Here is a 22,630-nt window from a genome sequence, read left to right as displayed (position 1 = left end):
AGTCACGATGTCCGCCAACGTCGACGTCAACCACAGACCAGACCCCGATCAGGTGCTGGTCGATATTGCCGATTATGTCTGCAACCACCCCATTACCAGCAAGGCGGCTCTCGACACCGCCCGTTACTGCCTGATGGATACGCTCGGCTGTGGCCTGCTGGCCCTGCGCTTCCCCGAGTGTACCAAGCACCTTGGCCCCATCGTACCCGGTACTGTCGTGCCCCATGGTGCCCGGGTGCCCGGTACCCAGCTCTGCCTCGACCCCGTCAAGGCAGCCTGGGACATCGGTGCCATCATCCGCTGGCTCGATTACAACGACACCTGGCTGGCCGCCGAGTGGGGTCATCCCTCCGACAATCTGGGCGGTATTCTCGCCACTGCCGACTGGCTCTCCCGTACTCGCGTGGCCGAGGGCAAGGCGCCGCTCACCATGAGCGATGTGCTGGTGGCCATGGTTAAAGCCCACGAAATTCAGGGTGTGCTGGCGCTGGAGAACTCCTTCAATCGGGTCGGTCTCGATCACGTGGTACTGGTCAAGGTCGCCAGTACCGCCGTGGTGACTCATATGCTGGGGGGCACCCGCGATCAGGTGATCGATGCGGTCTCCCAGGCCTGGGTCGATGGCCAGAGCCTGCGTACCTACCGTCATGCCCCCAATGCAGGGTCGCGCAAGAGCTGGGCGGCGGGGGATGCCACCTCCCGCGCAGTGCGCCTCGCCCTTATCACCATGAGCGGCGAGATGGGCTATCCCGGCGTACTGAGCGCGCCCAAATGGGGTTTTTACGACGTGCTATTCAAGGGCAACCAGTTCGCCCTGCATCAGGGATACGGCAGCTATGTGATGGAGAACGTGCTGTTCAAGATCTCCTATCCCGCCGAGTTCCATGCCCAGACCGCGGTAGAGTGCGCCATGAAGCTGCATGGGCAGGTGAAGGGGCGGCTCGACGAGATTGACCGCATCGAGCTCACCACCCATGAGTCGGCCATTCGCATCATCAGCAAGGTCGGCGCCCTCAACAACCCGGCCGATCGGGATCACTGCCTGCAGTACATGGTGGCAGTACCGCTGATCTTCGGTCGCCTGATCGCCGAGGATTACGAGGACGATGTAGCCGCCGATCCCCGCATCGACGCGCTGCGTAGCAAGATGGTGGTACAAGAGGATAAACGCTACAGCCGCGAATATCTGGAGGCGGACAAACGCTCCATTGCCAACGCCATCCAGATCTTCTTCAAGGACGGCACTCACACTGCCAAGGTGGAGGTGGAGTACCCGGTCGGCCATCGTCGCCGTCGGGAGGAGGGGATCCCGCTGCTGGTGGAGAAATTCCAACACAATCTGGCCACCCGCTTCCCGGCCAAACGGGTCAGCGACATTCTGGCCCTCTGTCAGGATGGGCCGCGTCTTGCCGCCACCCCGGTACACGCCTTTATGGATCTGCTGGTGATCTGACCGGTCTTGCATTGGCCAACATATCGGCAAACAGTGATAAACGAAAAGCGGGCTCATCGGCCCGCTTTGTTATTCTGGCGGCTTATCCCTCGATAAGCCTCACCCCAGCACACGGCTGTCGCCGTTAAAAAGCGCCGTCATGATGGCCGTCTCGCGACTGGCGATGGTTTCGAGAAACTCGTTGGCACACCCCATCTGATGACACACCTGATAGCCGCGCTCGACAAAGGAGAAGAGCTCGCCAAGCCCCGCCAGATGGGCGGGACCTGACACCAGCTTGAGGGTCGCCCCCAGCAGTGGTTTTCTCGCCAGCCTGTCCAGCGTCATGCCAAGCTCGCTCACCAGCGCAATCTGATGTTCCCGGCGCGCCTGTTCACCTACGGCACGATAGGCGATGGTGTAATGGTCCGGTGTGATGGGAGCAATGCCATCAATGCGCCGCAGCGCCACCACCATCAGGTAATCCAGCTCTTCGGAGAGAGCGTCGAGCTCGATCGCCTGCGCCAGCACCTTGAGACCGGACTCCGGCAACAACCGCTCGGCGGTCGGCATCACCCGCATCACATCTGCATCGCGGCGGGCGCAATCCCCCGGGCCATAGAGGTCGGTCAGGAAGAACTCGGCGGCAGGGCCGTAGCGGTCACTCTCCAGCAGATCACGATGGGTTCGCCCCAACCGGTCGGCCTGCCACTGGCGTAGCCGATCCCGATCCTGCTGATCTTCCGGGTGGGCACGCATCTGCTCGCGCAAGGCTGCAACCCGCTTGAGCTGGCGGTAGAGCCGACCCAGGGTGCTATCGTCGTCGTGGGCATGTTCTTGATGCGTCATCTACAGCTCTCTGGCCTTGGGCCCATTGATGGGGATTCGGTGATACGAAGATACAAATGAATGAAAAATAAGCAGCTTTTGCTGACCGTTCCGTGACAAGTGTAGCGCGCACGGGGGAGGGAATAAATGCCATGCCCCGCTGATGGCCTGCATCCCTCTCGACTCTGTTAAGTGAGTCCCATTTATGTGAACCATCCTTTCATTTGTTGTGAACATGTGTTTAATATCAATAACTAACTTATGACCCAGAGTAACGACCATGTTCTTCAACTCGCTCGCTGGCAGCAGCGCACTCTCTACCATCCAGATCAGCCGTCAGCATCCGCTGGGATTGGCCGCCGCTCGGATCGCGGCCGAAGCCATCGCTGCGGACATGAGCGAGAGCTATCAACTCGATTGCGAATGGGCAGATGAAGAGGAGACCGAGCTTCGTTTTCGCGGCTCAGGGGTACATGGCACTCTCACCCTGGACGAAGATACCTTGGAACTGGAAGTGCATCTTGGTTTGATGCTGTTGCCAGTACGCAGTGTACTGGAGCAAGAGATCCTCGATTATGTCGACAATCGCTTACCTTGCCCCAAACGTGTTTGAAACTCTTCGTTGCACTGGTTTTAAATAAATCAGCTGTAAACGATGGCTGTTTGAAATAAGTTGGTAAGCCATATGGTTTGTCAGATTTATTCTCCAGCGAGGTCTCGATTCTATTTTGCAAGTAATCTTTCATCTTTATTTCATATTTCGAGTCGGCACTCATTAATGTCATTCTGATTGCATCAAGTCTTCATCCGGATATGAAGACAGGAGCAATTTGCCGCCTCGGTAAATTCATTTTGTAGGGAAACAACCATGCCACTGAGTGAATTTATCTCCTGCGTCGATACCGCCTGGTTACGCATGGACAGACCCAACAACCTGATGCAGATCATCGGTGTCCTGATGTTTGAAGGGGAGCTTGATGAAGCGCGTCTGCGGGCCGGATTGCGCCATACCATTTCGGTGCAACCCCGCTTCCACCAGCGGGCCGTGCTGGAGGGGGGCTCCTACTACTGGCGTCATGATCCCGATTTCGATCTCGATCAGCACCTCAAGCGAGTGATCCTGCCGGGTGAAGCGGGCAAGCTGGAGCTGGAGAAGCTGGTGGCCGATCTCGCCTCGACGCCGCTCAACCACCAGCGCCCCCTGTGGGATATGCACCTGACCGACACGTCGCTGGGTGGGCAAGCGCTGGTGGTGCGCATTCACCACGCCATGGGCGATGGTTTCTCGCTGGTGCGGGCCATGCTGACCATGATGGATAACACACCGGAAGGGGCGCCGCGACCACCGTCACCGGAGCCACTGGATGACAGCGATGACGAGGATGAGGAGGATTGCCACCAGGGTAGCCGTCTGGTGCGGGCTGGTCTCAAACTGACCGGTAGCCTCTGGTCCAAATATGTCGAAGTGGTCACCCATCCCACCAAGGCGGTGGATTACCTCAAGACCGGGCGGGATGTGGCGAGCGAGCTGTGCAATATCGCCACCCTCGGTGATGATTCACCCTGCCGCCTGCGGGGCAAAACCACCAGCACCAAGCGGGTGGCCTGGTCGGAGCAAATTGATCTGCCGGATATCAAGGCGGTGGGCAAGGTGCTGGGCTGCTCGGTCAACGATCTGCTGATCGCCGCCACCGCAGGGGCGTTTCGCCACTACCTGCAGGAGAAGGGGGATGATGCCAACAAGGTCAAGATCCGCGCCCTGGTGCCAGTCAATATGCGTGCACCGGACGATGAGGGGGCACTTGGCAACCGCTTCGGGCTGGTGGCCCTGGACTTGCCACTGGATGTTGAACACCCGTTGCAGCGGCTCTATACCGTGCGTGACCGGATGCAGGCGCTACGCACCTCGCTGCAACCCGTGGTGGTGCTCAACTTGTTACATGCCCTTGGCATGGCCCCCAATGCGGTGCAACAGCAGGCCGTCGAGCTGCTCACGGCCAAGGCCAGCGCGGTGATCACCAATGTGCCCGGCCCGCAGCAGACCCTCTATCTGGCTGGAGCAAAATTGCGTCAGCCGCTGTTCTGGGTGCCGCAATCGGGGGATATCGGCGTCGGCGTCTCCATCCTCTCTTACGATCACAAGGTGCAACTGGGCCTAATCACCGACAAGAAGCTGGTACCGGACCCGGATCGGGTGGTCGAGCGGTTTGCGGTGGAGTTCGAGCAACTGCTGTTGCTGGTGCTGATGGAGCCGGAGCTACTGTTTGACCCCAACGGACTGGATGCGCTGCTCGGTTGAGTGTGCACTTGAGCAACCAGTGACGGCGTAGCCAACCGGTCAGCTCCCATCATAAAAGATGGCCAACCCGCGGGTTGGCCTCTTGTTTTGTTGTCTATCCGTGGCAAGAGTGGCGGTTAATCCTCCAACTCTTCGCGCGCCGCCTCCACATCGAGGCGCTCCATGGCATCCATGGGTTCGCACTCGGCCGCTTCGGCATAGAGGGCTTCGGCGGCTTTCAGGCGGCTCTTGCCGTGCAGCATCACCTGAGCGTTGGCGTACTCCATGCGGGCGATAGCCGAGTCGGGGATCAGCGCCAGCGCCTCCTTGAAGTGACGCTCGGACTCCTCCTTCTTGGCGCCATAGGTGAGGCCGCCGATCATGGCCCCCAACTTGTCGACGATCTCCGCATGCCAGGCGCCAAAGGCAATATGGGCCTCGGCGTGATCTGGCGCCAGCTCCAGAGTCTTCTCAAGGCTTGCCTTGATCTTGTCGCCAATTCCTTGCGAGAGGGCCTTGGAGATGGAAATGACCTGACTGTAGCGACCGAGGGCCAGAGCGTGGAAGTACCAGGCGTTGGCATTGTCAGGCTGGCGTTTTTGCAGCTTCTCGGCATGGCTGGCCGCCCGCTCGAAGGCGGCGCGCTTGGCATACTTGTCTTCCAGCAGATAGCTGGCATGGATCACCAGTGCCTTGTTCGCCACATTGAGGCCCGCCTCACCGGCCGCTTCGCCAAGGGCGACGGCCCGGGCAAAATCCCCGGCATGATAGGCCCGCCAGGCATCCTGTACCTGTTCATCCTCGGGCCAGGGTTCGGCATCCCCCTGATGGAGGCGATCCCAGTTGTCCGCCAGCTTCTGGCCGGCATAGTCATAGGCCGCATCCGCGTAGGGGAAGGTGACAAATTCGAGTTGTGAAGTGGTCATGCTTGTTCTCCCTGTAGCATGTGAATCAAACCTTGTCGGTGTAGTGGTGGGCGAGGGCGCCCAAATGAGCGCGAGCATCGGCCCGCAAATAGGGTGCGACCAGCTGCATCACCTGAAAGACGCCGAGGGCAATATCGGCGTCCGCCTTGGGGTGCAGTGCCCGCTGATAAGAGATCCAGAATGTGCCCACCAGCGCCACATTGGCCGCCAGCGTGCGCATCTGTTGCGCCGTGCCCTCCATCAGCCCGACCGTTTGCAGATGGTTGCAAATGGCGATGGCAGTCTGCTCCTTGCGGCGCAGCAGGGCGGAAAAGCGGTGCTCTACCTGATGATAACCACTCATCAGGGTCGCGATATCGTAGTAGAGGAAACGGTACTGCCAGATGGCTTCAAACATCAGGTGGAGAAAGAGCCAGATATCTTCTGGCTCATCGGACGGGGTGCTGACCGCCTCCAGCAGGCGATCCATCTGCTGTTCAAATTCGCAGAACAGGGCGTTGACGATCTCCTCCTTGTTGTGGAAGTGGTAGTAGAGATTGCCCTGGCTGATCTCCATCTCGGCCGCAATGGCCGAGGTGGTGACGCTGGGTTCCCCTTGTCGATTGAAGCAGGCGAGGGCAGTGGTCAGGATCCGCTCCCGGGTACGGCGTTTGGGTTTGCGATCCATGCTACTCCTTTGGTGATGAACGGCGCACGCCGTGGCGATAGCGTTTGGCAAGCCAGTGCTGCAACTGCTCCAGCGACTTGTCGAGGGCGGCGACCGAGCCAATGCCGGGGGCCAGCAGGGTGCGATCTTCATCGGCCAGCGCGGCCAGATTGAGCTCTAGGCCATGCTTGGCCAGCACCGGCGCAAGCTCGTCACGGCGCTGCCAGAGATCGCGGCGGGTATGCTGGTAAGCGTGCTCGCAGAGGCGACGACGATCCCGATAACTGAACACATTGGTGAAGAACATCTCGCCATCGGCTGAAGAGGGCTCAAACAGCAGGGCATCGGCGTCGGGATATTGGTGTCTGTAGCGATCCATCCCCACATGCATGCGGGAGTGGATGATGGCGCGAAAAGTCTGGGCCAGCACCACCGGCAGACCGCTGTCCACCAGATTGGTCGGCGCGCCGGCGGCCATGTCCGCATCATAGGGCACCAGCGGATTGATGCAGAACACCAGATCCGCCCCCTCTTCCAGCGCTACCGAAGCGTGCAGAGTCTTGATCAGCGCCCCGTCCACATAGTAACGCCCGTTAATCAATGAAGGGGGAAAGAGGCCGGGCAGGGCGGCCGACGCCTGTACCGCCGCCGAGATGGGCACGTCATCGAGCCCCGGGCTGCCGAAGGCGACCGGATGGCCGGTATCGAGTTCGGTAGCGACCACAAACAGTCGGCTGCGCAGCTGGCGGAAATCGTTGCTGCGGCCGGGACGAGAAAAAAACTGGGTCAGGGTGCGATCCACCCCGCGGTTGTCGAACAGTCCGGTCGGAATGGCCTTGGAGAGCCCCTGCAGCGATTCAAACAGGCTGCGTTTCCAGGGCGCCGCCAGATAGTAGGTCAGGCTCTGCCACGCCAGTGGTGGGATCGAGGTCAGACGGTCAGCGTATTCACGAAAGGCGGGGCGCAGCAAGGTGGCCGGGTCAAACATCTCCCCCGAATCATCGCTGAGCAGGATCCGCACCAGCTTAGCCGGCGAGATGCCGTTGGCCAGCGCCGATGCCACCACGGCCCCCGAACTGACGCCGACATAGATATCGGCATGGTCAAGGCGCAAGCCACTGATGCTGTCAGAGAGGGCAGCGCAGGCACCGATCTCGTAGATGCCGCCGAGGGGCCCGCCGCCAGCAAGGGCAATTGCGATGGTACTCATAGCGTCGCCTCCCTATCCATGACATTCACCATGACAAGACCGGCCCAGCGCAGGGCATGGGCCGGTATCAATCACCTTCCGTCACCGCGAGGGATCAGGGCAGAACGCTCTCGGCCTTGGCCTTCACCTCTTTGACTGCATCTTCTGCAGCGGAGAGGAGATCGGCGGCCTGCTCAACCACGGCCTCTTTAGCCTTGGCTACCGGTGCCTTCTTTACCGGAGGCTTGCGGGCAGCGGGCTTTTTGGCGGCAGCCGGTTTGGCTTCTGCGGCCGGGGCTTCTTCTTCCTGTGCATCCAGCAGTTGCTGGACCACATCGGTCAGCTCGGCCATGCGCTTGGAGAGCTTGTCGATATCCTTGCGGGTCGGAATGCCGAGGCTGGCCACAGCGCGGGCCACGCGATCTTCAAACACCTGCTCCAGACGACCCCAGGTATTGGCGGTCTTGTCGGTCACAGCGGCAATCTTCTCATCTGCGCTCTGACGGGTTTTTGCTTGCAGCGCTTCACCTTCCTGCACCAGCGCTTCAAAGATCTTGCCACCCTCTTCCTGCGCCTTGGCATAGGCACCCAGACCCGCCAACCAGATCTGCTGGGTGGACTCCTTGATGGTGGAGGTGAGTTGGTTGTCGGTCACTGACCCTGCCAGCGCTTTCAATTTCTTAGCCATGATCTTCTCCTTGAATAACGACAGTTAAATGTAATGGCGACAACGAAACTGCAATCGGGTTGTGGCATTACTGATTTTTCAACTTCAGTCTAGGGACAAAAAATAGAGGGTTCTACCTAATAACGGAACAGGCACACCACCGAAATTAGGGTTTGCTCACGAACCGACAATCAAATTGCGGATTCCCATATGAATCGTGATATATCTAACAACCTAGTAACACCCTAATCAGTAGCAGGATTCTCTTTATGAACTATTTCATTACTGGCGGTAGTGGTTTTATCGGGCGTCGATTGATCAAAAAGTTATTCCAACAGCATCCCGACTGTATCGTCTATTTTCTGATGCGGGCCTCTCATCAGGATAAATTGCCGGAGTTATTTGCATTCTGGAATGTGGATGAATCGCGCGCAGTCCCGGTTTTTGGCGACATGACGCAACCGCTGCTGGGGGTATCGATCGAGATGCAGGAGCAGTTGATCGGCAAGATCGACCACTTCTTCCATCTGGCTGCTATCTATGACCTCAACGCCAAGGCAGGGATCCAGCAGCAGGTCAACACCGAAGGGACCCGTCAGGCTGTTCAACTTGCCGAGCGGCTGGGGACGGGGCAGTTCCATCACTGCAGCTCCATCGCTGCAGCGGGCCTGTTCGACGGTCTGTTTCGCGAGGACATGTTCGATGAAGCCGAGCACCTCGACATGCCTTACTTCCAGACCAAGCACGAAGCGGAAGGGATTGTGCGAAACGAGTGCACCATTCCGTGGCGGGTCTACCGCCCGGGCATCGTTGTCGGTGACTCCAATACCGGCGAGATGGACAAGATCGACGGCCCTTACTACTTCTTCAAGACCATTCAGAAACTGCGCCGTCTGCTGCCGCCCTGGATGCCAGCCATCGGGGTTGAGGGCGGGCGCATCAACATAGTGCCGGTCAACTTTGTGGTCGATGCCATGGAGCATATCGCCCATCAGGAGGGCGAGGAGAACAAAACCTTCCACCTGACCGACCCCAACCCGATGCGGGTCGGCGACATGCTGAGCACCTTCTCCCGCGCCGCCCATGCGCCGGAGCCTGCGATCCGCATCAACGCCTCTCTCTTTAACTTCATTCCCCGCCACCTGACCGCCATGCTGATGACCATGGCGCCGGTGCGCCGCATCCGCGATGCCGCCATCGCCGATCTGGGTCTGCCCAAGGATGTGTTCCGCCTTATCAGCTATCCCACCCGTTTCGACAGTCGCGAAACCCAGCGGGTACTGAAAGGGACCGGTATCGAAGTGCCACCGCTGCACAGCTACGCCTGGCGGTTATGGGATTACTGGGAGCGCCACCTCGACCCGGAGCTCTTCATCGATCGCTCCCTGCGTGGTCGGGTAGAAGGCAAGGTGGTGCTGGTGACCGGAGCCACCTCTGGTATCGGCCGTGCAACCGCGCGCAAGCTGGCGGGTGCGGGGGCCAACGTCGTTACCATCGCTCGCGACGAGCAGAAGATTGCCGAGACTAAAGCGGAGTTTGCCGAGCTGGGGCTGACCATCGAGATCTATCAGGGGGATCTCGCCAATCTGGCGCAAGCCGAGGAGATCACCGCTCGCATCGTGGCCGATCGCGGCGGCGTCGATATTCTGGTCAACAATGCCGGCCGCTCCATCCGCCGCTCCATCGAGGACTCCTTCGATCGCTTCCACGATCTGGAGCGCACCATGCAGCTCAACTACTTCGGTGCGCTCAAGGTGATCATGGGGGTACTGCCCACCATGATCGAGAAGAAAAAAGGGCACATCATCAACATCTCCTCCATCGGGGTGTTGACCAATGCGCCGCGCTTCTCCGCCTATGTTGCCTCCAAGTCTGCCCTCGATGCCTGGGTGCGTACCGCCGCCTCCGAGTTTGCCGATAAAGGGGTGAGCTTCTCCATCATCAATATGCCGCTGGTGAAAACGCCGATGGTCGCGCCGACCAAGGTCTATGAGCAGGTGCCGATGATGACGCCGGAAGAGGCGGCCGATCTGGTGTGCGATACCATCATCAACAAGCATGTGCGACTGGCCACACGCCTCGGGGTGTTTGGTCAGGTGGTGCATGCCCTGGCACCTCGTGTTGCGCAGGTGATCATGAACACCAGCTTCCGCACCTTTGCCGATCCCAAGGATGGCGACAAATCCAAAGCCACCGCAGATCAGGTTGCCGTCTCGACCCTGATCAAGGGTATCCACTTCTAACCGGGTGATGGGATAAAGAGATCAACAGGGGCTTGAGCAATCAGGCCCCTGTTTTATTTGGAACAACAGTTGAAGGACGAATAAGGAGGGTCAGACTCGGGACAACAACTCAATCAGCAGATCAGTCGTGCGGCGGGAGTAGAGCAGAGAGAGATGGCCAATGGCAGGCAACTCGATATCTTCCATTCCCGCCAATCGTTGTCGCTCCTGCGGCATCACCACATTGTCGTGACTGGTGCGCACCGAGATGCCGGGCACGCAAAGCGGCACAGAGGCAAAACGCTGCAACCAGCCGGAACCGGGCTCCATCTCGCGGGCATTGGCCCCAAGCCCAAGGGCGGCAAGCTGACTCCCCTGATGAGGCGTAGCCAGGGTGATCAGGTGCGCGACCTTGTCACCACCATGGATAGCCAGATAGTCGCGGCAGACCAGCCCCCCCATGCTGTGACCGACCAGCACCAGCTTGTCAGCCCCGGTCTGCGCCAGCACATCGTCAATCCGGGTGGCCAGCAGCGGCACCATTTCATCGATATGACCAAATGGTGGCATCAGGGTAATGGTAGCGACCACATGGCCTGCGGCCTCCAGCCGGGCGCGCTGGGTGCGCCAGATCCCGCGACTGCAACCGTAACCATGTACCAGCAATACGGGACGCTGGCATGGCCGCAGCCGATCGGGTGCCATCAACAAAGGCTCGAATGGCAAGAGCAAGGTGAAGGTGTAGAGGTAGGCCAGCATCTCCTGCGCCATCATCTTCACCCTGCGCCAGGGGCCGATAACCGGGGAGGGGTAGAAACGGGTAAACAGCCAGCTGCCGAGCACCACCAGACAGCGCAACCCCAGCAGGGCAAACACCACAAACAGCAGGGTCAGCAGCCAGGGGAGTCCCACGACCAAGTGGGCGATACTCCCGAGGAGCAGCACCTCTACCATCAGCAGGATAAACAGGTGTCGTACGATCGTCATAAGGCCATGATCCGACCAGTCAGGCGTGGAAGTCAAATGGCACTTTGAGACAGCTTGATCCAGCGCGGCTTTTGTCGCTAAACCCCGGCGAACTCTTTTCCGGTGAGGTTATTTGCAATACTGTATATCCATACATATACTCTATCCATCATCACCAAGAGGAGGCCATCATGGCTGTCGAGATCAAATATGTGGTTGTTCGTGGGGGAGTGGAAAAAATGACCTTTGCCAGCAAAAAAGAGGCCGATGCCTATGACAAGCTGCTGGATACGGCCGACGAGTTGATGACCCTGTTGGCTGGCGCCCCGATCGAGTTGGCGCCAGAGCAGCAAGAGAGTCTGGCATTCTACCTGGCAGAGCAGCGCGATGTGCTGCAAACCCTGCTGCGCGGCGGCAAGGTTCAGGCAGGTACGAAAGAGGAAGAGGCCCCAGCAGCCAAGCGCAAGGAGAAGCCACTCAAGCAGGTGGCCTGATTGCCCAAGCCTGCTATTTCTCGGGATAAACAGCTCGCGACATTCACCTTATTTGCATTTAAAACCATTTTCACGGCTATTTACCCCGAGAATTTTTTAACAACGGTGCATATCGAATGCATAACTGAATAGCGTGCACCACTGAGCGACATCAGCCAAGTCTATGAGGAAATAATTGAGCAAACGGTGGAGAGAACGTTATCCAGATCGCTCCCGGTGACCTTAATCAGCAACAAGAGGCAGTACCAATCCCAATAGAAGCCGCATTCATCTATCACGAGTCCTTTTCTATCAACTCGGCTCACAGGCTCATATCGACTCATCTCAGCATCAACAAGCATCACCATGACTCAACACCCATTATCCTTGCCGCCAGCCATGCCGCTGTTTGACAGCCTTATCTATCTGGAGGCCGGTAACCCGCAGGTCAATCAGTACCTTGCCAACCTCAGCCTCAACGATGTGCCCGATGCAGGGCTAGTTTACGAACTGGCGGTCGATTGGCTGCTGGAGCAGCGCAACAGCGAAAACAACTACAAAACCTATCGCAGCGAACTGACCACTTTTTTGCACTGGTGCTTTCGAGAGGCGGCCATCAGCCCGAAAGATCTCACTCGCCGCATCATGTTCCGCTATCTCGACTACTGTCAGTCCCCCCCTGACGAGTTGATCGCCTATCGCAACGTAGCGCAATTTGTCCTCGACAAGGAGTGGGGAGAGCGGTTGCCCAATCCGCAATGGCGACCGTTCCTCGGCAAGCGGGAACTGGGCCGCACCTTGCCCTATCGTCTTAGCGAGCAGGCGATGAAGACCAAGCTCGCCATCTTGTCGGCCTTCTTCCAGTTCCTAATCCAGGAGGAGTACATGGACAGGAATCCCGCTCTGCTACTGCAGCGGGTCAAACGGCCGCAACAGCAGGAAGCCGATGATCAGGTGCAGGCCTTCAGCGAGTTGCAGTGGTCATACGTGATGCAGGCCGCCGATACCCTTGCCAACGACCATCCGGAGCAGCATGAGCGCAGCCGTTTTCTCACCATTCTGATGTACGCCTGCTATCTGCGGATCTCTGAGGTTGCAGCCCGGCCGGGCTTTACACCTGTGATGGGGCAGTTCAGGCGGGATCGCAAAACCGGCGTCTGGGGCTACTTTATTCCGCAAAGCAAAGGGGGCAAACGGCGTACCGTAGCGGTATCCCAAGCGCTGCTGGCGGCACTCGAACGCTACCGCCGTTTCCTCGGTCTCTCTCCCTTGCCGACACCGGATGAACAGACGCCACTGTTCGTTCGCCATAAAGCGGCAGCCCACGGCCGCGAGCAGGGGGAGATCAACGCCAACCTCGGCATTCGCCAGCTACGAGATTTGATCATGGTGATCATCGGTAAAGGCGCAGAATTGGCAGAGCAGGATGGATTTGCCCAGGATGCAGCCGAAATGCGGCAACTCTCTCCCCATGCGATCCGCCATACCGGGATCACCCATGACATCAATCTGCACGGGCGGCCGCTCTCCCACGTACAGGCCGATGCAGGACATGACAGCATCGACACCACTTCGAAATACCTGCACACCAGCAACAGTGAACGACATGAGAGTGCGCAGCAAAAACCGTTGGACAGATTAAGTAACGAAGTGAGAGATGACATTCCTAAAGATTCACGATAAGTGAGACATTACCCTGAACTTTACTGTTCATCTTTAGAACAAGCCTTGAGTCATTAATGTCTCATCCAAGCAGGTGCGGTTATTTTTACTGATCCGGGATGGCAATCGGTTCAAGGAACCATGGAGTAGTCAGGAACCAGAGCCTGACCAGCACCCCATGCCAAAATGAAAGCGCCGGTTGGGCCGCCTGATTTAATTGATTCGCGTACCACAAGGCCTTTATCGCCAGATAGGGGCCTTGTTCAATTCCATTGATTTGTCACCAATATTCCAGCCCCTTGCTCCTTGTGATTGCCTTAATACACTGGTCACAGGGGAGGGGACTCTCATAGCGAAATCCCTGCGGGCAATCGTCATTATTCTGTGGTGAACAACGATCACCCCAGCCATATCACATGCCAGTAAATCTATCAGGGCGACAGCTGTTCAAGCCCCCCGGGTAGTAATACGGGGTAATTCCCAGACAGAGCCATGCTCACACCAGCCACAGGGGAGGGGTGTTATCTCTCACAAGAAGGTTTTTTGTCAGTAAAGGCTTGGTTTGCAAGCAATAGCCCCAATATCCGTATGGAGCATGCCGCTCAATAGAGAATCTGACTCGAGGTGTCGTGATGCAGCTAGAGGAATTTGTTCAATCGGCTATTCAACAAATAGCCAGAGGCGTATCCAATGCGTCTGATAATGTTGCCAGCCTGGGAGGGCGAGTGAACCCTCATGCTCACATTGCATCATCATCAAGATCTCCACGTCTTACGAATATAGATTTTGATGTTGCGCTTGTTGTAACTGAGAGTCAGCAATCAGAAGCAGGGGCTAGGCAGTCAGTGATCAACGTTTTGAGCCTTGGTGGAAAGACCCAAGGGAACGACGTATATCAGCAAACTAGCAGGGTAAAGTTCACTGTTGCCGTAGAGCTACCAAAGGATTCAAGTGTCCGAGAAGAGCAAGGTGCTGCTTTACAGATCCCAAGCACTGTAACCGGTTGGTAATGGAGCTTTTCTCATTAGATGCCGATAAACACGGTTATCGGCATCTGTAAAAACGACAAGGTAACGTGACATGGCAAAAGCTAAAAGACAGCCCGACATTATCTATCGTGAGATGATGACTGAAGCGCTCTATCATCTAGGTTCCGCTGATAAGCTAATGAAAAATAGCAATAATTTTCAAGATAGAGTTCAGGTTGACAGTGCGATTTTGCAGATGCGAAAAGCAATGGAGGCCATTGCTTTTTCTTCAATTGCGCCCAGTGAAAAGCGTTATGAAGACCTTCATAGACATAAAGAAAATTGGCGATCACTACCATGCCCAAAAGATCATGACCTCGTTAGCTGCGATCAACCCTGATTTTTATCCAATACCAGTTGTCCCAGCAATTCGTCAGCCAGATGGAAGCTTGCATGTTGGTCGCAAAACAACGGGGTATATGACGAGAAAACGCTTTGAAAACTTCTACGCCCGGCTCGGTAAATATCTGCACACGATAAACCCTTGGGGCAAGGATCCGCAGCTTCATCAGTTGTGCAATGACTTGCCTGCAGCAATCGATGCTGTATACGAGTTGCTGGATGTGCACTTAGCAGTTCTCCATATTGAAGAACCATCCGCAACGCAAGTATGGGTCGTTGATGCAAAGCGTGATGGCACCGTAGCTATGGTGATAGCAATGGCTGACGGCCCATGTGTGATTCAACCTGCCTGACTGATACCCCTAAGCCTGACTGCGCATAATGTATATTATGTTAAATTTGGTATCTTGTTTCCTGTCACCACTTATTGAACTGTGTATAATGGCAACAATTGATCCTATCTTCGACCGGATGTCTTAAGTGGCTGAATTAACATCAGAACAATTAAAACCCGCTTTTGCGATTGAACAGTTCCCCAGGCTTTGTGAGCTTGATCCCATCCCCTTTGCCGCTCTGCAACCCAGAGCAATCTCCGGTATCAAACGTCTGGCCAGTTTTGATGGTGATTGCCCGGTTATGCTGCTCAACGGTTTCCCCGGTGCCGATTATGAAGATGTGTGCCGCACTCTGATTGCCGACTCCAATGGTAAGGATGGCGATCTGTTCGACCTCTGCTATACCGAGAATCTCAACAACCCGTTCAAACCTATCTGGCTGCGACTGCAACCCGGTACTGGCGTTGAGTTTTGCGAAATGGTTGGCGAGCTACTCAAGTTGCTTAGCCACCATCTCGATGCCGAGCGAATCGTAACCCGCATCATGCGCAAGCAAAACAACGATCCAAAGATCGATGACTTTCTCTCGGATCTGGCGGCCCATGTGGCATTGGGACTGGAGTTTCAGCATCCGGTGCTGATCAACCTGCTTATTCATCACCAAGAGCAGGAAGCACCGGTAATTTACGGTCGTGATCTCAACTGGGATACCCTGTTTGGTTCCATCAACTATCAGACAGAACAGGGTTCTGTCTACGCGAATCAGCACTTGCTGGAACCAGGTTTGCTACGTCAGGCCAATGGTGGCTACCTTATTCTTCAACTGGATGAGCTGCTCGACCAGCCTCATCTTTGGTTTAAGCTCAAAAATGCTATGCAAAAAGGCGAGCTGGACTGGAACGCCTATCAGGAAGGCAAGACACTAACCCCCTTCTTTGCACCTGAAGCGACCCCCATCAAGCTCAAGCTGATCTTGGTGGGTGACCGACTGGACGTGGCTGAGTTCCAGATGCTGGATCGTGACATGTCAGAGCGTATATTCCTGCGCGCCGACCTAGTATCCGAAGTAAACATAGAGGAAGACCTGCAGGAGTTTCTGCAGTATCTGGCCTGGTTACGTGAACGCTGGAACTTGCTGGATTTCACACCGGCAGCCCTTGTCGCACTCTGTCGCCATGCCAGCAGACTCTGTGATCACCAGGAGTGGCTCTCTCTCTCCGCGGTACAACTCTCCGCCATCATGAGGATGGCTGACAGTCTGGCACGGGAGCTGGAAGCGGAAGAGGTCACCGACGAGCACATTCGTGGTGCGCTGGAGGAGCAGGATTATCGCCTCAACTATCTGGTTGAGCAGTCCGATCAGGGGGTTATCGACGGCCAGATCCTGCTGCAGACTGATGGTGAAGAGATTGGCCAAATTAATGGTCTCTCCGTCATTCAGGTCTCCGGTCACCCATATGACTTTGGCGAACCGGTACGCCTGACCGCCACTGTTCACTTGGGTGATGGCGACGTGGCGGATATCGAGCGCAAGGCTGAACTGGCTGGCCATATTCATGCCAAGGCGATGATGATCATTCACGGCTACCTCTCCAACAAGTTCGGTGCCGAGAACCCCTCCCCTCTGTCGGCCAATCTGGTATTCGAGCAGTCTTACCACGAAATCGATGGTGACAGTGCCTCCCTGACCGGCCTGTGTGCCCTGCTCTCTGCCCTCGCCCGCCAGCCTATCTATCAGCACTTCGCCGTGACCGGTGCGGTCGATCAGTTTGGCAATGTGCAGGCCGTTGGTGGCGTGAACGAGAAGATTGAAGGCTTCTTCCGGGTGTGCAAAATCCACGGCATCACCGGCAAGCAAGGGATCATTTTACCGGGCACCAACATTCAGCAATTGAACCTCTCTGACGAGGTGATTGCAGCGGTTGAAGCGGGCCAGTTCCACATCCACCCGGTGGATCATGTGGAAGAGGCCATCGAGTTGCTGACTGGCTGTGTCGCCGGTGAGCCTGATATGCCCGATACCCTGTTTGGCCGTATTCAGGAGCGGTTGGACGAGTTGAACGGCTCCACTGCCAAAGTCGGACTGCTGCAATCCCTGCTGGGGCGCCTGTTTGGCCGCTGATGAAGTGATCGGAGTTGTTTAGCGAACAACTGTAAGCTAAATTGGCCCGGCTTTGACCCATTTGAAGGAAATACCGCGTGACCGTAGACAATACCACCATGGAAGCCCGCCTTTCCCTGTGCGAACAGGGCAAGAACTCTTTTACCCGTGAAGAGCTGCTGGCTTGCAGCCGTGGCGAACTGTTTGGTGAGGGTAACAGTCAGCTACCTGCCCCCAACATGTTGATGATGGACCGCATCGTCAAGATCAATGACAACGGCGGCGAGCACGGCAAGGGCGAGATCCTCGCTGAGCTCGACATTACTCCGGATCTCTGGTTCTTCGATTGCCACTTCCCGGGTGATCCTGTAATGCCTGGCTGTCTCGGTCTGGACGCCATGTGGCAGCTGGTTGGCTTCTTCCTTGGCTGGAAAGGTGGCCCCGGCAAGGGTCGTGCTCTGGGCGTAGGTGAAGTGAAATTCACCGGTCAGATCCTGCCGACTGCCAAGAAAGTGACCTACAAGATCACCTTCAAGCGCGTCATCAACCGCAAGCTGGTGATGGGGATTGCTGATGGAGTGGTCGAAGTTGACGGCCGTCCGATCTACAGCGCCACCGACCTGAAAGTGGGCCTGTTCAAAGATACCACCGCATTCTGATCTCTCTGATTGGTGGTAAAACAGCATTAACGCAAAGGGGCCACAACGGCCCCTTTCCTTTTGTAATGAGTGTAATGAAGTAACTTACTTCATGAAGAGGCCTGAGCCCCGCCCTTCCATGGCGTCACGCCAACCACCAAGCCAATGCCCTCGGGCATCCAGGCATTGATACGGACACGCTTCTTTCTGTTTGCCGACCACGCCAGCCTGATAACCACGAGCACGAGCTCTTTCCAGACGGTCCCGCTTCTGTCTCTTCATCATCTACGACCCTCTTCGTGGAACAAAAAAAGCGACCAATTCTGCATCGGTCGCTTTCATCTTTACTCCTGCGAGCGCACCGGGTCAAACAAAAACTTCCACCCTAACCGGGCTATGTGACACAAGGCACTGAACTGGATTAAGTTTTAATTACAGGGAACTTACTCCTGATTTTTGAGTCCTTCCAGCTCTTCCCAGCGAGCAAATGCCTGCTCCAGCGCGGCTTCAGCGGCATTGAGCGCATCAAGCTTCGGCTGGGTTTTATCTGCCGGCAGCGAGAAGAACCCAGGCTGGTTGATCTCGCTTTGCAGCGCATCCAGCTCGGCTTCCAGCTGCTCAAGACGAGCAGGCAACCCTTCCAGTTCAAGCTGCAGCTTGTAGGAGAGCTTCTTGCTCTTCTTTGGCGCTTCTGGCGCGGCGGCAACGACCGGCTCGGGCGCCTTCACCAGTGTGCTCTTGGCCTGTTGTTGAGCACGCTGCTGCTCACGGGTCGCCATCATGTCGGCATAGCCGCCCACGTAATCGCTGATGCGGCCATCCCCTTCAAACAGCCAGCAGCCGGTCACTGTGTTGTCGATGAAGCGACGATCGTGACTGACCAGCAGCAGGGTGCCGGGGTAGTCGGAAAGCAGCTCTTCCAGCAGCTCCAGGGTTTCCACATCCAGATCGTTGGTCGGTTCATCGAGGATCAGCAGGTTGCTCGGCTTGAGGAACAGCTTGGCCAGCAGCAGCCGGTTCTTCTCGCCACCGGAGAGCGCCTTGACCGGCGTACGGGCCCGCTTGGGCTCGAACAGGAAGTCCTGCAGGTAACCAAGAATGTGACGGGAGCGGCCGCGCACCATCACCTCCTGCTTGCCCTCACCCACGTTGTCCACCACGGTCTGCTCGGGATCGAGCTGCTCGCGGTACTGATCGAAGTAGGCCACCTCCAGATTGGTGCCCCCCTTGACGGTGCCACGGGTTGGCTCAAGCTGACCCAGCAACAGCTTGATCAGGGTCGATTTGCCGCAGCCATTAGGACCGACCAGCGCAATCTTGTCACCGCGCAGCACTTGCAGATCGAGCCCCTTGAACAGGGTGCGATCGCCAAAATCCAGCCCCAGCCCTTCGGTCTCGAACACCAGCTTGCCGGAGCGATTGACCTCGTCCAGTTGCAGCTTGGCCTTGCCCTGCAACTCGCGACGCTGGGAACGCTCCATCCGCATCGCCTCAAGGGCGCGCACCCGACCTTCGTTACGGGTACGGCGAGCCTTGATACCCTGACGCACCCACACCTCTTCCTGGGCCAGTTTGCGGTCGAACTCGGCATTTTTTAGTTCTTCGACCCTCAGCCACTCCTCTTTCCCCTGCAGGTACTCGTCGTAGTTGCCCGGCCAGGAGGTGATGGCGCCGCGATCGAGATCGATGATCCGGGTCGCCAGCTTGTGGATGAACTCCCGATCGTGAGAGATAAAGACGATGGCGCCGCGAAAATCCTTGAGGAAATCTTCCAGCCAGTTGATGGCTTCGATATCCAGGTGGTTGGTCGGCTCATCGAGCAGCAACAAGTCGGGATCGCAAGCCAGCGCACGGGCCAGCGCCACTTTGCGCAGCCAGCCGCCGGAGAGGCTGTCGAGGGGCACGTCAGGATCCAGCCCCAGCAGGGTCAACACCTGACTGATACGGGTCTCGAATTGCCAGCCGTTCTGATAATCGAGCTGCTCTTGCAACTCGCTCATCTTGCGAATGTTGGCATCTGACGGATCGCTCGCCAGCTCCATGGAGATGTGGTGGTACTGCTTGAGCAGCTCACCGACTCCGGCCAGCCCTTCGGCGGCGTAATCAAACACGGTGAGCTCGCTCGAGGTGGGCGGATCCTGCTCAAGACGAGTCACTTTCAAGTCCTGCTGCAACACCAGACGGCCATCATCGAGGGGCAATTCACCGGCAATTACCTTCATCAGGGTGGACTTGCCCGCCCCGTTGCGGCCCACCAGACAGAGGCGCTCGCCTCGCTCTATGGTCAGCTCGGCCTTGTCGAGCAACGGAAAATCACTGAACGACAGACACGCGCCGTGCAATGTTAAAAGAGCCATGTGTGTTCCTTATTTCATATGAAAAAAACGGGCAGCAGACTGGGTCTGCCCCCGTTTTATCGTCAAATCACTCTCACCCCTGACGGGCGGCCCAGCTTTTGAGCTCGGCCAGTGTGAAGGGCCAACCGAGCTCGCGGCCTGCTTCGTCACGCAGCACCGGAATGCGCACCCGATAGGCGGCAAGCCACTGCTCATCATCCATGATGTCGCACTGGCGGGTGGCGGTGGCAAGACCAGCCTCCTCCACCAGCGCCCAGGCCTGCTCGCACAGGTGGCAACCGTCGGTATGAAACAGGGTCAGCATCACGCCTCGCCTTGCTCCGGCGCATGGGTGATGATCCAGCAGTTGTGGATGTGCTGGTTGCGCTCGAAATCCTTCGGTCGCGTCTTCTGGGTGATGTTCTGGGCCTTGAGACCAGTGGCCTCTAGACCGGCCAGATCCATCTTGAAGTGACGCTTGTTGTTGGAGAAGACCAGAGTGCCGTCCGCCGCCAGCAGGCGCTTCAGGTGCTGCATCAGCAGCAGGTGATCGCGCTGTACGTCGAAGCTCTCGTCCATCCGCTTGGAGTTGGAGAAGGTGGGCGGATCGATGAAGATGAGGTCGTACTTATCATCGGCTTCAGACAACCACTTCAGGCAATCTGCCTGGACAAACTTGTGCTGACGGCCCACCAGCGAGTTGAGACGCATGTTGTCCTGCGCCCAGTTCAGGTAGGTGTGGGACATGTCCACTGTGGTGGTTTCGCTGGCGCCGCCAAGACCTGCGTGCACGGTGGCACTGCCGGTGTAGGCAAACAGATTCAGGAAGCGCTTGCCCTTGGCCATCTGACCCAGCATGCGGCGAGTCTGACGGTGGTCGAGGAACAGGCCGGTATCCAGATAGTCGTAGAGGTTGACCCACAGCCTGGCACCGTACTCCTGCACTTCCATCCGGTGCTGCTCTTCGGAGAGCTTCTGATACTGCTGTTTCCCTTCCTGACGCTCGCGCACCTTCAGGATCACCTTCTCGCCGTCCATCCCGGTCACCTTGATGGCAGCCTGCACCATGTCGAGCAGACGTTGACGGGTCTTCTGGGCGGGAATGTCTTTGGGTGCGGCATACTCTTGCACCACCAGATAGTCCTGATAGCGGTCGATGGCGGCGTTGTATTCCGGCAAGTCGGCATCATAGATGCGATAGCAATCGATGCCCTCTTTGTTGGCCCACTTCTCGAGGGTTTTAAGATTCTTGCGCAGACGGTTGGCAAAATCCTGCGCCACCTCTTTTTGGGAGGCCACGGAGTCCAGTGCGATCTGGTAGTTACGCAGCTGACACTCGAGGGCGCCGTTGAACAGGCGATATTGCTTGTCGGCGCGCAGGCGCAGACAGCTGAGCAGTTCGGGGGATGCGGAAAGAATGGAGACTCTCCACCCTTGGAAGCTGCGACGCAGGGCATCGCCAAGGGCCTGATGCACTTCCAGCAGCGCCGGGAACTCGCCAAGACGCTCGCCGTAAGGCGGGTTGGAGATAAGCATGCCGACCTGGCGGGCCTCCCCTTGACCTGCTTCCCCTTCAACAGGGGCAGGCATCGGCAGCGGGTTTTCCAGCTTGGTGACGTCGGCCTGCTTGAAGGTGATGAGGTGGGCCACACCGGCTGCTTTGGCGTTATCACGGGCTTTGAGCAGCACACGCTGGTCGGCATCACAACCAAACAGTTTTACTTCACAGCGCTGCATGCCGCGTTTGGCGCGCACTTGCGCTTCCATCATCAGGCTCTGCCACAGCTCGCTATCGTGCTGCAGCCAGCGATCGAAACCGAAGCGCTCGCGGCGCAGCGCAGGCGCCATGTCGGCGGCGATAAAGGCCGCTTCAATCAGCAAGGTACCGGAACCGCACATGGGGTCCATCATGGGCTCACCGGCCCAGCCGCTACGGGCAATCATGGCGCAGGCCAGGTTCTCTTTGAGCGGTGCTTCACCTGTGCCTTGACGATAGAAACGCTGGTGCAGCGCCGGGCCTGACAAGTCTAGCGTGATATTGGCCTTGCCCTTGCCCAGGTGCGCCATGATGCGAATATCCGGCGACTTCTTGTCCACGTCAGGACGCACGTGGCCGCGCTTGGTGAAGCGGTCGACGATGGCATCCTTGATCTTCAGCGCGCCATATTGGGTATTGCGAATGGCGGGGTTGGTACCGGTAAAGTCCACCGCGATGGTAGAGGTACCGGAGAAGTGCTCTTCCCAGGGAATGGTGTGGGCGCCCAGATATAGATCCAGATCGTCGTTCATCTGGAATTCGGAGAGCACCAGCACGATGCGGGAAGCAAAACGGCTCCACAGGCAGGCCTTGTAGCCAATCGCCAGTTCGCCTTTGAAGTGGACGCCAGCCACGGTCTCACGGACCTGCTCTGCGCCAAGATTGGTCAGCTCATCGGCCAACAGGTTTTCCAGCCCCTTGGGGCAGGTTGCAAAAAATTCTTTCATCACGCTCACGGGGAACCCATAAAAATAGTGCCGCATTATACCTCATCAGGCGGACTGGAGCATGCAAAAGTCGGCGC

General features: G+C 57.3%; 21 protein-coding genes. 11 read left to right on the top strand and 10 right to left on the bottom strand.

Features of this window, described 5'->3' with window-relative positions; all coding sequences use genetic code 11:
• Positions 1–7: 7 nt before the first annotated feature.
• Positions 8–1,453 carry a bifunctional 2-methylcitrate dehydratase/aconitate hydratase gene (locus G5533_RS10885; protein WP_421251662.1) on the top strand — a complete coding sequence of 482 codons (1,446 nt, stop codon included), beginning with the start codon at positions 8–10 and terminating at the stop codon, positions 1,451–1,453.
• Positions 1,454–1,552: 99 nt separating this feature from the next.
• On the opposite strand, the gene G5533_RS10880 is transcribed toward G5533_RS10885, so the two are convergent.
• Positions 1,553–2,281, bottom strand: coding sequence for an FFLEELY motif protein (locus G5533_RS10880; RefSeq protein WP_319920514.1), 729 nt, complete (start codon positions 2,279–2,281; stop codon positions 1,553–1,555).
• 259 nt (positions 2,282–2,540) lie between these two features.
• Between G5533_RS10880 and G5533_RS10875 the strand changes: the two genes are divergently transcribed.
• Together G5533_RS10875 and G5533_RS10870 are read left to right on the top strand one after the other, a co-directional pair.
• Positions 2,541–2,873, top strand: a complete 333-nt coding sequence (locus tag G5533_RS10875) for a polyhydroxyalkanoic acid system family protein (RefSeq protein WP_100645872.1) — start codon at positions 2,541–2,543, stop codon at positions 2,871–2,873.
• A gap of 255 nt (positions 2,874–3,128) precedes the next feature.
• Entirely contained in the window at positions 3,129–4,559 is a 1,431-nt protein-coding gene (locus G5533_RS10870) for a wax ester/triacylglycerol synthase family O-acyltransferase (RefSeq protein WP_005333122.1), read from the top strand.
• 116 nt (positions 4,560–4,675) lie between these two features.
• Here G5533_RS10870 and G5533_RS10865 read toward each other — a convergent pair whose 3' ends face one another.
• From G5533_RS10865 to G5533_RS10850, 4 genes are all read right to left on the bottom strand, one after another.
• On the bottom strand, positions 4,676–5,464 hold the full coding sequence (locus tag G5533_RS10865; protein WP_421255135.1) for a hypothetical protein: 789 nt from the start codon (positions 5,462–5,464) through the stop codon (positions 4,676–4,678).
• 25 nt (positions 5,465–5,489) lie between these two features.
• Positions 5,490–6,131, bottom strand: coding sequence for a TetR/AcrR family transcriptional regulator (locus tag G5533_RS10860; RefSeq protein WP_227342928.1), 642 nt, complete (start codon positions 6,129–6,131; stop codon positions 5,490–5,492).
• A gap of 1 nt (position 6,132) precedes the next feature.
• Positions 6,133–7,320, bottom strand: a complete 1,188-nt coding sequence (locus G5533_RS10855) for a patatin-like phospholipase family protein (RefSeq protein ID WP_441254786.1) — start codon at positions 7,318–7,320, stop codon at positions 6,133–6,135.
• A gap of 94 nt (positions 7,321–7,414) precedes the next feature.
• Positions 7,415–7,987, bottom strand: a complete 573-nt coding sequence (locus tag G5533_RS10850; protein WP_005333118.1) for a phasin family protein — start codon at positions 7,985–7,987, stop codon at positions 7,415–7,417.
• A 248-nt stretch (positions 7,988–8,235) separates the two neighbouring features.
• On the opposite strand from G5533_RS10850, the gene G5533_RS10845 reads away from it, so the two are divergent.
• Entirely contained in the window at positions 8,236–10,209 is a 1,974-nt protein-coding gene (locus G5533_RS10845; protein ID WP_441254785.1) for an SDR family oxidoreductase, read from the top strand.
• Positions 10,210–10,299: 90 nt separating this feature from the next.
• Here G5533_RS10845 and G5533_RS10840 read toward each other — a convergent pair whose 3' ends face one another.
• A complete protein-coding gene (locus G5533_RS10840; protein ID WP_335844080.1) occupies positions 10,300–11,175 on the bottom strand; it encodes an esterase/lipase family protein in 876 nt (291 codons plus the stop codon).
• A 170-nt stretch (positions 11,176–11,345) separates the two neighbouring features.
• Here G5533_RS10840 and G5533_RS10835 point away from each other — a divergent pair, with 170 nt between their 5' ends.
• The 7 genes from G5533_RS10835 to fabA all read left to right on the top strand — a co-directional run bounded on the left by G5533_RS10835 (position 11,346) and on the right by fabA (position 17,754).
• A complete protein-coding gene (locus G5533_RS10835) occupies positions 11,346–11,648 on the top strand; it encodes a YebG family protein (protein WP_005333111.1) in 303 nt (100 codons plus the stop codon).
• Between the two features lie 378 nt (positions 11,649–12,026).
• Positions 12,027–13,310, top strand: a complete 1,284-nt coding sequence (locus tag G5533_RS10830; protein WP_421255178.1) for a tyrosine-type recombinase/integrase — start codon at positions 12,027–12,029, stop codon at positions 13,308–13,310.
• A 611-nt stretch (positions 13,311–13,921) separates the two neighbouring features.
• Positions 13,922–14,299 carry a hypothetical protein gene (locus tag G5533_RS10825; RefSeq protein WP_421310339.1) on the top strand — a complete coding sequence of 126 codons (378 nt, stop codon included), beginning with the start codon at positions 13,922–13,924 and terminating at the stop codon, positions 14,297–14,299.
• 70 nt (positions 14,300–14,369) lie between these two features.
• Positions 14,370–14,657 carry a hypothetical protein gene (locus G5533_RS10820; RefSeq protein WP_421323720.1) on the top strand — a complete coding sequence of 96 codons (288 nt, stop codon included), beginning with the start codon at positions 14,370–14,372 and terminating at the stop codon, positions 14,655–14,657.
• Positions 14,572–15,012, top strand: coding sequence for a hypothetical protein (locus G5533_RS10815; RefSeq protein ID WP_421255132.1), 441 nt, complete (start codon positions 14,572–14,574; stop codon positions 15,010–15,012). Before G5533_RS10820 ends, G5533_RS10815 begins: the two co-directional genes overlap by 86 nt.
• Positions 15,013–15,139: 127 nt before the next feature.
• Positions 15,140–17,116, top strand: coding sequence for a Lon protease family protein (locus G5533_RS10810; protein ID WP_421255131.1), 1,977 nt, complete (start codon positions 15,140–15,142; stop codon positions 17,114–17,116).
• Positions 17,117–17,193: 77 nt separating this feature from the next.
• Positions 17,194–17,754 (top strand): 3-hydroxyacyl-[acyl-carrier-protein] dehydratase FabA, encoded by a 561-nt coding sequence (fabA, locus tag G5533_RS10805; protein WP_005336586.1) that lies wholly within the window; start codon positions 17,194–17,196, stop codon positions 17,752–17,754.
• An 84-nt stretch (positions 17,755–17,838) separates the two neighbouring features.
• Here the strand turns inward: fabA and rmf are convergent, their stop codons facing one another.
• The 4 genes from rmf to rlmKL all read right to left on the bottom strand — a co-directional run bounded on the left by rmf (position 17,839) and on the right by rlmKL (position 22,589).
• Positions 17,839–18,018, bottom strand: a complete 180-nt coding sequence (gene rmf, locus G5533_RS10800) for a ribosome modulation factor (protein ID WP_005315693.1) — start codon at positions 18,016–18,018, stop codon at positions 17,839–17,841.
• A gap of 158 nt (positions 18,019–18,176) precedes the next feature.
• The gene (gene uup / locus G5533_RS10795; protein WP_441254784.1) at positions 18,177–20,090 is read right to left on the bottom strand and encodes an ATP-binding cassette ATPase Uup; all 1,914 of its coding nucleotides are present in this window, start codon (positions 20,088–20,090) and stop codon (positions 18,177–18,179) included.
• Positions 20,091–20,163: 73 nt separating this feature from the next.
• Entirely contained in the window at positions 20,164–20,394 is a 231-nt protein-coding gene (locus tag G5533_RS10790) for a glutaredoxin family protein (RefSeq protein ID WP_064336064.1), read from the bottom strand.
• Positions 20,394–22,589 carry a bifunctional 23S rRNA (guanine(2069)-N(7))-methyltransferase RlmK/23S rRNA (guanine(2445)-N(2))-methyltransferase RlmL gene (gene rlmKL, locus G5533_RS10785; protein WP_021230101.1) on the bottom strand — a complete coding sequence of 732 codons (2,196 nt, stop codon included), beginning with the start codon at positions 22,587–22,589 and terminating at the stop codon, positions 20,394–20,396. Before rlmKL ends, G5533_RS10790 begins: the two co-directional genes overlap by 1 nt.
• Positions 22,590–22,630: the final 41 nt, after the last annotated feature.

It is taken from the genome of Aeromonas sp. A600620, from assembly GCF_029479985.1.
Lineage (GTDB): Bacteria > Pseudomonadota > Gammaproteobacteria > Enterobacterales > Aeromonadaceae > Aeromonas > Aeromonas veronii_A.
Note: the sequence above shows the minus strand (reverse complement) of the source record. Positions and strands in the feature narration are given on the sequence as shown.